The organism is Thermobifida alba (assembly GCF_023208015.1).
Classification (GTDB): Bacteria; Actinomycetota; Actinomycetes; order Streptosporangiales; family Streptosporangiaceae; genus Thermobifida; species Thermobifida alba.
Genome location: NZ_CP051627.1, coordinates 4,397,294 through 4,410,377 on the forward strand (window position 1 = coordinate 4,397,294; position 13,084 = coordinate 4,410,377).

Here is a 13,084-nt window from a genome sequence, read left to right on the forward strand (position 1 = left end):
CATGGGGAGACCGTTCACCTTCCCCGACCGGACGATCGTCGTCACAGGAGGCGCGAACGGCATCGGCTACGCGCTCGCGGAACGCTTCCTCGCCGAGGGGGCGGCCCGGGTGGTGATCGCCGACCTGGACGGGGAACGCGCCGAGAGCGCGGCGGCCGAACTCGGCGAGCGGGCGCGGGGCCACGCGCTGGACGTCACCGACCCCGCGGCCGTGGCCGCGCTCGTCGAGCGGGTCGAGCAGGACGGCCCCATCGACCTGTGGTGCTCCAACGCCGGTGTGAGCACCGGCGGCGGCCTGGGCAGCGACGCCGACTGGGACCTCACCTGGCGCGTCCACGTCCAGGCGCACGTCCACGTCGCCCGCCTGCTGCTGCCCCGCATGATCGAACGCGGCAGCGGGCACCTGCTCATCACCGCCTCGGCCGCGGGCCTGCTCACCAACATCGACTCGGCCCCCTACTCGGTGACCAAGCACGGTGCGGTCGCCCTCGCCGAGTGGCTGGCGATCCGGCACTGGGAGGACGGCATCGACGTGTCCTGCCTGTGCCCGCTCGGCGTCAACACCGCCATGACCGCCAAGGACGGCCCCGACGCCGCCACCCGCCTCGGCGGCGACTACATCGAACCCGCCGACGTGGCCCAGTCCGTGGTCGAGGCGCTGGGCGAGGGGCGCTTCCTCATCCTGCCGCACCCCCAGGCCGCGGTCATGGAGCAGCGCCGCGCCTCCGACCGCGACCGCTGGCTGTCCGGCATGCGCCGGGCCAAGGCACGGCTCAAGGGCGGCGGCTGACCGGAACCTCCATCGGGGAGGGCACGTCACAGACGAGGACGTCGAAACCCCTCCCCGGTGAAGGAAACGCCATGAAATCCTCCTTTGACAGCTCCGGCTCCCCCCGCGGCATCGGCTCCCTGGTCCTGGGGGGAGCCGGAGCCGTCCTGCTCCTCCTCGGCGTGGTCTTCGTGCTCGTCGGCGGCGCCGACTACACCGACTACACCGGTCGGGCCGACGCGGTGGTCGTCGAGCGGGACGTCGACCACCGGCGCTCGCCGAACGGAAGCAGGCGCAGCGAGGTCGACGTCTACGTCAGCTACCGGACGGAGGACGGCACGCAGGTGGAGCACGCGGAACTGGGCGGGCTCAACCCGTCCGAGCACGAGGAGGGCGAGCGGCTCCAGATCGCCTACCACCCCGACCGCCCGGGGGACCCCGTCACCGTGCGCAGCACCGAGGAGGGGGCGTTCCACGTCTTCCGCGTCCTCGGGGCCGTGCTGGCCGCGGTCGGGGCCGGCCTCGTGGTCTGGGCCGCGGTCCTCTTCCTGCGGAGCCGGTTCTCCTGAGTGCGGACGGCGCGCAGGGCGTTCCCGCGCGCCGGGCCCGGCTGGAGCAGAGGCGAAAACCTTTCACGAGAATTCATGATTTTTGCCGGATGAGGTGAACCTTCCGGTGCGGTGCGGCGTCGCACAGGATGTCGCCTCTTCCTGGCCGCCGCGGTTCCCGGCCCCCTCACTGCCGTGCGGGCCCCTGACCGGCACGTTCGATATGTTCCTGTACCGGGACGCGACGTTGGGGAGCAAGGCGGCGCACACCGGTGTGCCGTGCCCTGTTGTCCACGGTGGTCCTGGAGGACCCCTCGGGTTCCGGTCAGGTTTACAACAGATCGCAAAAAGGCCGGTTGTGGCCAGTCGCACCGCGCTGACAGGCCGCGACAGCGCTGGAAAAGGTGGGATCGGTTTGTTGACAGAGTGCTCGCCCGACAGTCGCGTGTCCTCCATCCACGCAGATCAGCGAAGGTTTTCCGGGGGCCTGAAGGAAGCGGTCGACCGTCTTTCCGCGCGGCCCCGGCGGCCGGAGCCGACTTGGGCCGATCACCGGAAATCGCGATTTTGGACGGGTATCATTCTCCCTGTCGGCAAGCACTTCTCCCCAACGTCCCATTCCCCCGTCACTCCACTGCCAGGCCAGGTCGGAGACGTTCCGCTGCTCCGGAAGCCGGGAATGCGCATGCACCGTGCACGGGCAGGTTCGCAGCACCGATGACCACAGTGTTCCGGTTTCCCGAGGACCGCGGTGCGTCCTCGCCCGTGTTCTGCCCGACCATTCGATTCGGACCGGAGGCGTCATGAACACCAGTGGCACTCCGCGTTTCGGACCGGAGACCGCGGTCATCGCCATCGCCCCCGACGACCTGAGCGCCGAGGTCTTCCTCCAGGACACCCGACAGGTGGTCCACGGCGCCGACGCCAAGGCGACCCGACGGGCCGCGCTCGACTACGTCGCGGGATACGCCACCCACATCGGCCGCCCCGTGCTCGTCGAGGCGCGCGACGCGTTCGGTGTCCAGCGGCTGGAGGCGCTGCCCGGAGGCGTGGTCCGGGGGGTCGCCGAGACCCCGCCTCCGCCCGGAGTCGGCGGGAAGCGGCAGAGGAGCGGGGGCAGGGCACTGCTCCTCGCCGCGGCAGGCGGCCTGGCCGTGGTCGTCCTGGTCGTGGCGGCCGTCGTGCTCGTGGTGCCGCGGCTCGGCTCCGATACGGCGACACCCCCCGACGAGACGGTCGCCCCCACCGAGACCGTCCCCTTCGAGGCACGGCCCGCGCCTCCGGGATTCTCGACCGATGCGCTGTGGAGGATCCCCGTCACCGACGGCACCCGCCCGGCCGTCGCCGACGACGGCAGCCGGGTCGCGTTCATCGGAGCCGACGGAAAGCTCGCGGTCGCCGGTCCCGAAGGGGAACGGCTCTGGGAAGCGGAACTCCCCCTCCAGCCCGCCGAGATCGAGGGCCCGGTGCGTTTCGTCGAGAACGGCGACGGGTGGCAGGTGGCCGTCGCGGGCTCCCAGACGCTGTGGATCTGGCCCGTCGACGGCGGCGAACCCGTGGAGTACGCGCTGCCCGAGGGCGGCGTGGTCACCTTCGCGGGATCGGCCCCGCTGGTCACCGTCGACGACAAGGCCATGCTGCCCCGCGACGGGGAACTGGTCGAGGTCGAGGTGCCCGACGGGACCGGCGGAATGCTCGTGGACGGGGGCGAGGTGCTCCTCGCCTCGGCCGAGGGGCCCTGGTACTGGGCCGCTCCCGGCGAGGAGGCGCGGAAGGTCTCCGCGGTGGAGCCCAAGGGCTCCGAAGGACTCGACCGCGTGATCACCGCCTCCGAGAGGTACGTCATCGTGCGGTGGCAGAGCGAGAAGGAAGACCGGGTCGTCCTCGCCGTGCACGACGCCCACGACGGTTCGGTCTTCGCGGAGACGGAGGTCACGGCGGGAGAACTCGCCGACGCCACCTGGATCGAAGGAGAGACGGTGGCCGCCTACGGACCGATCCTGGTCGACCTGGGCTCCGGGGAGACCCAGCTGCTGCCGGGGTTCGGACCGCTCAGCGCCACCGGCGGCGTGGTCTACGGCGAACTGGAGGAGAACCAGGTCGCGGTGAACGCCGCGGGAGAGATCACCGACATGGAGCCGGACACCGCCCGCCCGTGGGGCCTGCTCGACGGCAACGCGGTGGTGCTGGCCGACGCCAACCTCTATGCCCTACTACCGGGTTAACCCCCCACTTCAGTGAGGAGATACATGTCCTACAAAGCACGCGCCATCGGCGTGACGGCCGCGGGCCTGCTGGCCTTCGGCTTCGCCTCGGCCCCGGCCTCCGCTGCGGAAGCGGACGTCGAGCTGGACCTCGGCGGCATCGCCACCGCCTCCCTGGACCTCAGCATTCTCAGCGGTGAGAACCCCGAGCCCGAGCCGCAGCCCGAGCCCGAACCGCAGCCGGACCCGGAGCCCGAGCCCGAACCGCAGCCCGAGCCGGAGCCGGAGCCCGAGCCGGAGCCGGAGCCCGAGCCGGAGCCGGAGCCCGAGCCGGAGCCGGAGCCCGAGCCGGAACCCGAGCCGGAGCCGGAACCCGAGCCCGAGCCCACCCCGGACCCGGGCGCCGGTGGCGGGGACCCGGACGACAAGAACCCGGGCCAGCGGCCGGGTGACGGCGGCAACGGCGGCGGCAGCGGCGACGGTGACGACGGCGACGACACCGACGGCGGCAGCGGCGACGGTGACGACGACAGCGACGGCGAGCAGGACGAGGCCGACGAGGAACTGCCGGTGACCGGCGTGGACCTCAGCGGCTTCGTGCTCGGCGCCTCCGTCATCACCGCCGTCGGCGCGATCACCGTCTTCGCCTCCCGCCGCCCGGTCCAGGTCCGCAACTGACGGCTGACCGGGCCCGGTCGACCGTGACCGGACCCTGACCGCAGAGCCCCCCGCGTGCGCGCGCCGCGCGGGGGGCTCCGGCTTTCCACCGTGCCGCTCTCATCGGCGACACGGTGTCATCCCGCACCGTTTCAACTACTCTGCGTTACTCTCGTGCTGTCTGAACGGGATACGACGGGGAGTGGCGCGCATGGCCGTGCGGAGCAGCACCACCGCAGCGGTCCTCGGAGGACTGGCCGTGCTCGCCGCGGTGCCGTCCACCGCCGCGGCCTCGCCCTCCCCGGAGGACGCCGACACCGCACGCAACGGCGGGATCGCCCTGACCGTCACCGACTCCCGCGACCGTCTGGCCGTCGGCGAGGACACCGCCTACACCGTCACCGTACGCAACGAGGGCCAGGAGGCCGTCGCCGACCTCCTGGTGGCGCAGACCGCACCCGCTCCGCTCGACTTCCACGAGGCCGACGGAGGAGGCGTGGTCGAAGGCGACACGGTGGTCTGGCTGCTCTCCCTCGACCCCGGCCAGGAAGCGGCGCGCACGGTCACCGCCACCCTCGTCGAACGCCCCGACCAGGACCGCGTGGCCACCACCGTCTGCGCGGGACGGCCGGACGAGCCCAACCCCCTCGTCTGCGTGGACGACGAGACCGCGGTGGCCGCCGAGGACGGCGGAATCCCGCTCCGGCCCTTCCTCACCGGCCTCGCCGTCGCGGCCGCGATCGCCCTCCTCGCCGGAGTCGCCGCCCTGCTCCTGCTGCGCCGTCCGCGCAGATCCCGAGGCCGGCACGCGGTCCGCAGACGACCCCGCCGCGGCAGGACCACGGCTCGGGAACGTTCCCCGACGGCGGGGCGGTGAACGCCGCCGTCCGCTCGGGGGCGTCCTCCACTGCGCCTCCCCGCCGGGACGCCGTCGACGGGGCCGGGGCCCGCCACCGGGGGCGCAAGATGCCGCCCCGCCGCTCGGAGGGGACGGGGACGCCGGCCGGCGGCAGACCGGCGACGCGGTGGCGGGCGGCGGACAGCGGCAGGACCGGGGATCCGGTGAGAACGGCATCCAGTGGGGTGCGGGGGCCCGGAGGACGGCGCCGCGGACGTCCCGGGCCGCTCGGAGGGGGAAACGGAACCCCGGTCACTCCCGGTGGAACGACAGTTCCGGACGCGGGCCGATGACCGACCACAGCTCCTCGACCGAGTCGGAGACCCCCTGGAGTTCGACCTCGTTCCGGGCGGTCAGCTCCTCCAGTGAGACCTCGCCGAACACCAGTCGCGTCAGCGCCTCCGTGGACAGCCGCATCCCGGCGATCCACTCGGCGGGCACCCCGTCGTGGACCCGGAGCACGCTGTTGCGCAGCAGCAGACCGAAGTGCTCGCCGGTGTCGCTCATCTCCACACCGATGCTCACCGTCCGGTCCCCGGCCTTCTCCGGCTCGACCCGGAACCGCAGGCTCTCCAGCAGCACGCGCGCCGGCAGCGGGAACATCCGCTGGACGGTGTCGCGGACGTCGGAGAGCCGCAACTGTCCGGAGACGTCCAGGGCCGCGCAGCGGTACCAGTTGCGGCGCAGCGGGTTGGGGTCGCGGTCGCCCAGCGCGCGCAGGGCACGGGCCAGCACGGCGCGGCCGGATTCGCTGTCGGGGAGGGCCTCCACCACCGTCCGGGCCAGTTCCGCCGCCCACTGCGGGTCGTCGTCCAGGGCCTGCGCCGCGGTCTCCAGCACCCGTTCGGCGCCGCCCATCAGTGCCACGCTGCGCCGGGCGCGTTCGACGCGCGGGGTGGGCGCCAGGTCGACCGCGTTGCCCGAGAACCACCCCGTGTACCTGGTGTGGTACATCAGCGCGGTCCCGGCGAAATTGCCGTGGAACGGCTGGGAGAACGGACCCTCGGCCAGCTCCTCGGGGAGGAGGAGCCGGTGGAGGAGGTCCTCCCTGGGCCGCCCGGTCAGGAGGTGCCGGATCGTCTGGTCGTGGAGGTAGACAATGAAGTCCTCGTAGGTGGAGAGCAGGGTGCGGATGTGCCGTTTGCCGTGCAGCGGCTCCATGCGGGTGCCCGTCAGGTGGTCGACGTCCAGTGCGGACATGCGGGTGAGCAGGGAGTGCCAGACCGCCGAGTACTCGGGCGGCGCCCCCTCGAGAGCCATGAGGTTGCCGGGGGTGGCGTGGAGGGCGGTGGGGACGAGCACGGTCCGGTGCCGGGGCAGGTGGACGCCGAGCGAGACGTCGAGGGGCAGGTCGGTGCCGAGGAAGCCGACGCGCAGCCCGGCCAGTTCGAGTTCGTCGCCGTCGCGTACCCGGGTCGAGGGCACGGGGGAGGGGGAAGGAGGCAGGTTCTCGGCGAGGCTGCGGCGCAGCAGCCGGGCGGGGTCGTCGGTCTCCCACAGCTCGGGGCCGTGCTGGAGCGCGGCCAGGGTCACCTTGAGGTAGATGACCTCGCGGAGCGGCGCCTCGGGGTGGCGGCCCCAGGACTCGTGGGCGATGACGGGCGTCTCGTGGCCCTGCTGCGCGTCGAGGACCGCCGCGAGTCCCCCGCAGTGGGAGCGGGTCGGCTCCCCCAGCACCACGGCCGAGACCGGTGTGCCGAACCGGGCGTCGAGCAGTCGGACGATGTCCCGTCCCTGCCGGGCGCTCGCCCCGGTGCCCAGGAGGACGAGCCCGTCCGGGCCCTCGACGACCGCGCAGTTGAGCGCAGAGCCGTCCGCGGCCCGCAGGTTCCACACGGGCGTGCCCTCGACCCGGACGAGTTCGGGGGGCGCCGCGCCGCTCCTCCGCGGCACGGGCGGGGGAAACACCTCACGCGTCTGTTTGGAGTGCGGAGACGGATAGGCCAACGTTCCTCCCTGGTGCGGTCCGCCGACCGGCCGCGCGGCTGCTGCGGCCGGTCGGCGGCGAAGCCGTGCCGCGCGGCCGGGGCCGGGCGGTCGCCCGTCGGCATCCATGCTGGTCGGCGGAGGGTCAGAGAGGCGTCAGATTCGTCCTATGAATTCCCAAACGCTCCTCGGGGCCCCAGCTGTCCGTAGGCGGCCAGCGCCCGCCGGGCCTGGAAGCGGCGGTAGGTCGCCAGCGGCGTCAGGAGCGCGAGGAGGAGGCCCATCAGGGCGATCACGGCGCAGTAGAACGCGCCGCCGCTGTCGCCGCCGGTGAGGGCGTCGTAGGCCAGGAAGCCGCCCGACGCGGAGCCGAGCAGCCAGAACGCCATCACCCACCGGCAGAGCGGCGGGTCCAGTATGGAGGAGAACTGCTGGTCCAGCATCAGGTACGCCAGGCGGACCACGTGCGCGGCGACCTCGGGGTCGTCGCCGACCTCGCCGCGCAGCAGCAGTCGCCGGGCTTTCGCGGAGGGGCCGAGCCGGTCGGGGAAGCGGCGCGTGAGCAGGGAGCCCACCGCTGCCACGACGGCGCCGCCGGCCATGCCGAGCAGTGCCCCGACGAGGAGGAGGGCGCCCTCGACGGGCGTTCCGGACACATCGGGGGCGACGAAATCCGAGACGAAGAAGGCGGGGAACAGCCCCGGGAGGAAGCCCAGGAGCGCGCCGTGGAGCGGCGGGTGCCGGAAGACGAACGCGGCGTACCGGAGGAAGAACGGAAGAGGAGGGTCGGTCAAGGGGCCTCCGTTCGGGGACGGCGCGGCGTCGCGTCTACGTCCAGCCGTAGCGCTCCCGCAGCACCTCGGCCACGCGCCAGAAGGTGTCGCGGTCGACGACCGCGCCCTCGCGGCGGATCTCGTGCTCCTCCAGTTCGAACAGGCGGTCCAGCCGGATGTAGGAGGTCCGTCCCGCGCGGTCCCAGGGGCCCGAGCCGAGCAGCAGCCAGTCCTGCTCCTCCCAGTGGTCGGGTTCCTGGCTGGAGAGCATCAGCGCGTGCAGCACGTCGCCCTTGCGGCCCACCACCAGCAGGGGGCGGTCCTTGCCCAGGGTCGGGTCCTCCTCGAAGGGCACCCAGGTCCACACGATCTCGCCCGCGTCGGCCAGGCCGTCGCGTTCGGGAGCGTAGGTCAGGACCGTGGCGTTGCGTCGGGTGGGCACCTCACGGATCGCGCCCTCGTGGGGGTGGGGCGGCCGCGCCCCGGCGTCGGTGTAGCGGTTGGTCACGGAGCGATCTTAGAAGCGTGCGGGGGGATTACTCCACCTCTGCCCTCCAGGGGACGGGAGGCCGTCCCGCCCCGGACCCGTCCGCCGACCGGTTCACAGGCCCGGCAGGGACAGTTGTCCGGTCCCGCCCCGCTCCAGGGTGAGCAGCCACTTCTTGCGTTCCAGGCCGCCGCCGTACCCGGTGAGGTCGCCGGAGGAGCCCACCACCCGGTGGCAGGGCACGATGATGCCGATGGGGTTGCGGCCGTTGGCCAGCCCCACCGCCCGGGACGCCGAGGGCCTGCCGAGCCGGGCGGCGAGGCGGCCGTAGGAGACCGTCTGGCCGTAGGGGATCTCCAGGAGGGCCTGCCACACCGTCCGCTGGAACGGGGTGCCCGCGGGCGCCAGCGGCACGTCGAACTCGGTCCGCCGCCCCGCGAAGTACTCCGCCAGTTGGGCGGTGACCTCGTCGAACGGCTCCGGGTCGGGGGCGCCGAAGGACTCCTCGGCGGGACGGTGCCGCTGCTCGGCCAGGTACAGGCCGACCAGTGCGCCGTCGGCCGCCACCAGGGTCAGCGGGCCGACGGGGCTGTCGACGACGGTGTGGACGCGTTCTCGCGCCGGGATCACGGCGGTCACGATCACTCCTCGGCTCGGGCGTACTCGGCGGCGGGCGCCGTCCCTCCAGTATCGGAGGTGCGGAGCCCGCCGCCGGGTCGCCGGGAGGAGTCCGGCGCGACCGGTCCCGGGACGCGGTGCGGGCCGGTCAGCGGTGCTCGTTGCCGGAGTCGTGGTTGTTGTTGGGCAGGGTCTCCTCGGGCTGCCCGTCGCGGTGGCCGTTGACCGTCTCGGACGGGGAGCGCAGCGGCGGCACCCACAGGCGCATGCCGCCGCCGAGGCGTCTTCTGGGGGCGGCGGACCGCCGTACGGAGCCCGGGCGTTCCCCGGCGGGGGAGCGCAGTGTCCCCGCCCCCAGGGGGATGAGCAGCACCAGGAACGCGGGCAGCAGGAGGGCGACGGAGAGTCCGGAGTGGTCGGCGAGGAAACCGATCGCGGGAGGGCCGAGCAGCGGTCCGAAGTAGCCGATCGCCGCGACCGTGGACAGGTCCCGGCCCGACCGGGCCGGGTTGTCGTTGGCCGCGGCGTTGAACAGCTGCGGCACGATACCGGACAGGCCCACGCCGACCAGGGCGAAACCGAGGACCACCGGGATCTGGAGGGGCACGGCGAGGGCGAGGAACAGGCCGGCCGAGGCGAGCAGGCCGCCGGTTCTCACCACGGTGACCGGGCCGGCCAGGGCGACCAGGCGGTCTCCGACGAGTCGTCCGGCGGCCATCATCGTGGCGTAGGCCGCATAGGTCGCCGCCGCGACGGTCTCGGAGCCGCCCACGGTCTCCCGGGTGTACAGGGCGCTCCAGTCGTTGGCCGCGCCTTCGGCGAGCATGCAGCACAGCGCGAGGACGCCCAGCAGCACGATCCTGCCGCGGGGCAGGGAGAGGCGGCGGAGCCGTACCGGGGTGCGCGTGCTCTGGACGGGGGGCAGCGGATGGTCGGTCAGCCACTTGCGCACGGCCAGCGAGAGGAACGCCAGCAGCGACGCCGCTCCGATGAGGGTGGTCGTGACCTCCAGTCCGGCCCGCACGCAGAGCGTGCCCGCGATGGCGCCCAGGCCCCCGCCGATCGAGCACACGGCGTGGAAAGAGACCATGATCGGACGTCCCCACTCGCGTTGCAGCCGGGCCGCCTGGAGGTTGGCGGACACGTTGAGCAGGGCGTGGCTCGACCCCAGCAGGAGCAGGGACAGCACCAGCTGCTCCTGGTCGGTGGCGTACCCGGGGGCGACGAGCGCGGCGCTGGTGGCCAGGGCGGTGGCCGGTACCACGGTCCGACCGTCGAACCGGTCCAGCAGACCGCCCATCAGTCGGATGGTCAGCACCCCGCCCAGCGCGAGGGCGAACAGGGCGATGCTCAGTTCCGCCTCGTCGACCCCGGTCTGGCGTTTCACCGCGGGAATCCGTGAGGCCCAGATCGAGATGACCGATCCGGTGATGAAGAAGTACACGTACAGCGCGATCCTGGCACGTCGTAGCCGACGTGAAATCGGGCGTTCCCCGTGGGGGCGGAAGGGGCCGACGGGCTGACTCTCCGGCATGCGCTCATCACCTTCTCGAAAGGACAGATTCTGGACACGGCGCACTGCGTCGAGTGCGGCGGTGGTTGTCCAGGAGCGAGGGGCGCGGCGACGGTGACAGGTCCGAGTCGGACGCCGCTTCCAGGGGAATATCCGGGTTTTGTGATGGATTCCTGCGTGCTCTTCAAAGTCCCCGGCAAACAACGAGGCTACCTAGACATTGGCTTCGAGGTAACCGGAACGGGAAGAAAACTTCCGCGTTGAGAGGGCTTCGGAACAGGGAAGATGCCCGGAAAGCCGTGCCAGCAAACGAGTCTGGAAGAGTGAATTAAATCTATCGCCGACCCCGGCTTCCCGATGTTTGGAGAAGCGATATGCGACACGGGCGGCTGATGCGTTCTTTGTGTGGTTTGACGATTTTGGCCAATTGGCTGGAAATTATGGGGAACAGCGATCGGCGAGTGTTTTGACCGGGTTGTCGGCGGGGGCGGGCCCGCGGAGGCGCGAGCGCGTGGCGGCCGTCACGCGGACGCGGGGATGTGGGATCGGACACGGGACGGACCGGGAGGCGGGGGCGGGGGAGTGCCGCGGAGACGGTCCGGAACATACGAAACGCCGCATCCGGAGCGGCTCCGGATGCGGCGCGAACGGCGGCCCCAGCAGGATTCGAACCTGCGACACCCGCTTTAGGAGAGCGGTGCTCTGTCCCCTGAGCTATGAGGCCGGACACCCCTAGGGTAACGGAAACGGCGAGCGGATGCGGCGGGGTGGCGGGGAAGGGACAAGCAGGGCTAATCGTTGAGTAATCTTCGTATCGATCAGGTTGTCATGACCGTCAGGTGATGTCTGCCACACACCGTGGCTGGGCGGCGTCCCCCACGCGACGGCTCCGGGGGACGGACCCGTGTCACACCCCCGAAAGCACCCTTGATCAGCAGACACGGTGGGAACGGCGCTCTGCCCGCAAACAGGGGCCGACCCGACCACACGGGCTTTCGCTTCAACGCCGTGGCCGCAGGCGGTCATGGAGTATGTTGCGACCCGGTCACGCGAACCATCAGAGCCAAGGCAGCGGAGGAACCACGTGCCGTTCGTTCTCGATGCCGGGCGGAATCGTTGCCGCGCGACGAGGAACGGGACACCGTCCGTCTCGAACGGCCGATCCCGGTCGCGGACTGTGGTGACAGTGGTGCTCACCCTCATCCTCACGATGCTGGTGAACATCGCGGCGCCACCGCCGTCCGCCCACGCCGACAACGAACTGGACTCCCTCAGGGAAGAGGCCGAACAGGCCAAAGAGGAACTGGAGCAGGCCACCGAGGAGTACCTCGAACGGGAGGAGGCGCTGGAGGAGGCCCAGGACGAACTGGTCAAGACGCTGCACGAACTGCAGCAGATCGAAGGCCAGATCGCCGACATGCGCGTCCCCCTCGTCGAACTCGCCATCACCCTGTACAAGCAGCCCGACGTCGGAGTCCTGGGCTTCCTGGCGTCCGACTCGATCGAGGACGACCTGCGGGCCGAATCGCACGTCATGAAGCTCTCCCACGACCAGGAGCAGATGCTGGACGAGGCCGACGCGCTGCGCGACGAGCAGATCGAGCTGACGAGCCGGGCCCAGGAACTGCAGTCGCAGACCCAGCTGGAGCGGGTCGAACTCGAAGACGACCTGGAGGAGCTGCGCAAGAAGTCCGAGGAGAGCACCGAGGCGCTCACCCAGAAACTGGAGGACCTGGGGCTGTCCGTCGACGCCTACCTGGCGGGAGTGGAGTGCGACCCCAGCGCGGCCCAGAAGGCGGCCGGAGCCGCCAACGGGCTGCTGCCCAGCGACGCCCTGTGCGCCCTGCACGTCGAAGGCCACTACCTGCGCGCCGACGCCGCCGTGGACTTCCTGAAGATGAACCAGGCCTACGCCCAGGAGTTCGGCACGGACATGTGCGTCACCAGCTCCTACCGCGACCTGCAGAACCAGCACCGCGTCTACGCCCAGCAGCCGCCCGGCTACGCGGCCGTGCCCGGCACCAGCAACCACGGCCTCGGCATGGCGATCGACCTGTGCGGCGGGGTGCAGAACCAGGGATCGCCGCAGTTCAACTGGCTGGAGGCACACTCCCGCGAGTACAACTGGTTCCATCCGGCCTGGGCCTACTCCAACCCGTTCGAGCCCTGGCACTGGGAGTACGACCCGTCCTAGCGGACGCTCCCGACACGCCGACGGCGGCCCACCCGGAACCGGGCGGGCCGCCGTCGGCGTGTCGGGGTCACCCCGTCTTCTCGGGTACGACCTCGCTGGTGCAGAACGCGCACCGGGTGGCCTTCCGGCTGATCTCGCTGCAGCAGGCCGGGCACTCGCGGTGGGTGGCCTCCTCGTCCCGGGAGAAGCGCTCCATGACCTTGCTCATGGGCAGCACGATGAAGAAGTAGAGGATGGCGGCGGTCAGCACGAACGAGATCAGGGTGTCGATGAACGCGCCGTACTGGAACTCGCTGTTGTTGAGGGTGAAGCTCAGGTCGGCGAATTTGGGCACTCCGCCGAAGACTCCCAGCAGCGGGGTGATGAAGGCGGTGGTGAACGCGGTGACCAGTTCGGAGAAGACCGCTCCGATGACCACCGCCACCGCCAACTGCACCAGGTTGCCCTGGAAGAGGAACTTCTTGAACCCGCTCATCGGGACAGGCTCGCTTTCTGGA

12 protein-coding genes and 1 tRNA gene are annotated in these 13,084 nt (G+C 71.5%); 6 read left to right on the forward strand and 7 right to left on the reverse strand.

Features of this window, described 5'->3' with window-relative positions; all coding sequences use genetic code 11:
- The first annotated feature begins 1 nt into the window (after position 1).
- The 5 genes from FOF52_RS19670 to FOF52_RS19690 all read left to right on the forward strand — a co-directional run bounded on the left by FOF52_RS19670 (position 2) and on the right by FOF52_RS19690 (position 5,055).
- On the forward strand, positions 2-790 hold the full coding sequence (locus FOF52_RS19670) for an SDR family oxidoreductase (RefSeq protein WP_248591372.1): 789 nt from the start codon (positions 2-4) through the stop codon (positions 788-790).
- A 71-nt stretch (positions 791-861) separates the two neighbouring features.
- Complete coding sequence (locus FOF52_RS19675) at positions 862-1,338, forward strand: DUF3592 domain-containing protein (RefSeq protein WP_248591373.1); 477 nt, start codon at positions 862-864, stop codon at positions 1,336-1,338.
- 782 nt (positions 1,339-2,120) lie between these two features.
- Positions 2,121-3,542, forward strand: a complete 1,422-nt coding sequence (locus FOF52_RS19680; RefSeq protein WP_248591374.1) for a hypothetical protein — start codon at positions 2,121-2,123, stop codon at positions 3,540-3,542.
- A gap of 24 nt (positions 3,543-3,566) precedes the next feature.
- Positions 3,567-4,199, forward strand: a complete 633-nt coding sequence (locus FOF52_RS19685) for a DNA primase (protein WP_248591375.1) — start codon at positions 3,567-3,569, stop codon at positions 4,197-4,199.
- Positions 4,200-4,389: 190 nt separating this feature from the next.
- Positions 4,390-5,055, forward strand: a complete 666-nt coding sequence (locus FOF52_RS19690; RefSeq protein WP_248591376.1) for a hypothetical protein — start codon at positions 4,390-4,392, stop codon at positions 5,053-5,055.
- Positions 5,056-5,328: 273 nt separating this feature from the next.
- Here the strand turns inward: FOF52_RS19690 and FOF52_RS19695 are convergent, their stop codons facing one another.
- The 6 genes from FOF52_RS19695 to FOF52_RS19720 form a co-directional block, all read right to left on the reverse strand.
- Positions 5,329-6,969, reverse strand: coding sequence for an alkyl sulfatase dimerization domain-containing protein (locus FOF52_RS19695; RefSeq protein ID WP_248591377.1), 1,641 nt, complete (start codon positions 6,967-6,969; stop codon positions 5,329-5,331).
- A gap of 200 nt (positions 6,970-7,169) precedes the next feature.
- Complete coding sequence (locus FOF52_RS19700) at positions 7,170-7,796, reverse strand: hypothetical protein (protein ID WP_248591378.1); 627 nt, start codon at positions 7,794-7,796, stop codon at positions 7,170-7,172.
- 34 nt (positions 7,797-7,830) lie between these two features.
- Positions 7,831-8,283 (reverse strand): type II toxin-antitoxin system PemK/MazF family toxin, encoded by a 453-nt coding sequence (locus FOF52_RS19705; protein WP_248591379.1) that lies wholly within the window; start codon positions 8,281-8,283, stop codon positions 7,831-7,833.
- A 93-nt stretch (positions 8,284-8,376) separates the two neighbouring features.
- Positions 8,377-8,904 carry a methylated-DNA--[protein]-cysteine S-methyltransferase gene (locus FOF52_RS19710; RefSeq protein ID WP_425265562.1) on the reverse strand — a complete coding sequence of 176 codons (528 nt, stop codon included), beginning with the start codon at positions 8,902-8,904 and terminating at the stop codon, positions 8,377-8,379.
- A 124-nt stretch (positions 8,905-9,028) separates the two neighbouring features.
- Entirely contained in the window at positions 9,029-10,414 is a 1,386-nt protein-coding gene (locus tag FOF52_RS19715; RefSeq protein WP_248591381.1) for an MFS transporter, read from the reverse strand.
- A gap of 630 nt (positions 10,415-11,044) precedes the next feature.
- Positions 11,045-11,117, reverse strand: a tRNA-Arg gene (locus FOF52_RS19720).
- A 360-nt stretch (positions 11,118-11,477) separates the two neighbouring features.
- Here FOF52_RS19720 and FOF52_RS19725 point away from each other — a divergent pair.
- Positions 11,478-12,587 (forward strand): M15 family metallopeptidase, encoded by a 1,110-nt coding sequence (locus tag FOF52_RS19725; protein WP_425265505.1) that lies wholly within the window; start codon positions 11,478-11,480, stop codon positions 12,585-12,587.
- A 67-nt stretch (positions 12,588-12,654) separates the two neighbouring features.
- Here the strand turns inward: FOF52_RS19725 and mscL are convergent, their stop codons facing one another.
- Positions 12,655-13,062: a large conductance mechanosensitive channel protein MscL gene (mscL, locus tag FOF52_RS19730; protein WP_248591383.1), complete on the reverse strand. Its 408-nt coding sequence runs from the start codon at positions 13,060-13,062 to the stop codon at positions 12,655-12,657.
- Positions 13,063-13,084: the final 22 nt, after the last annotated feature.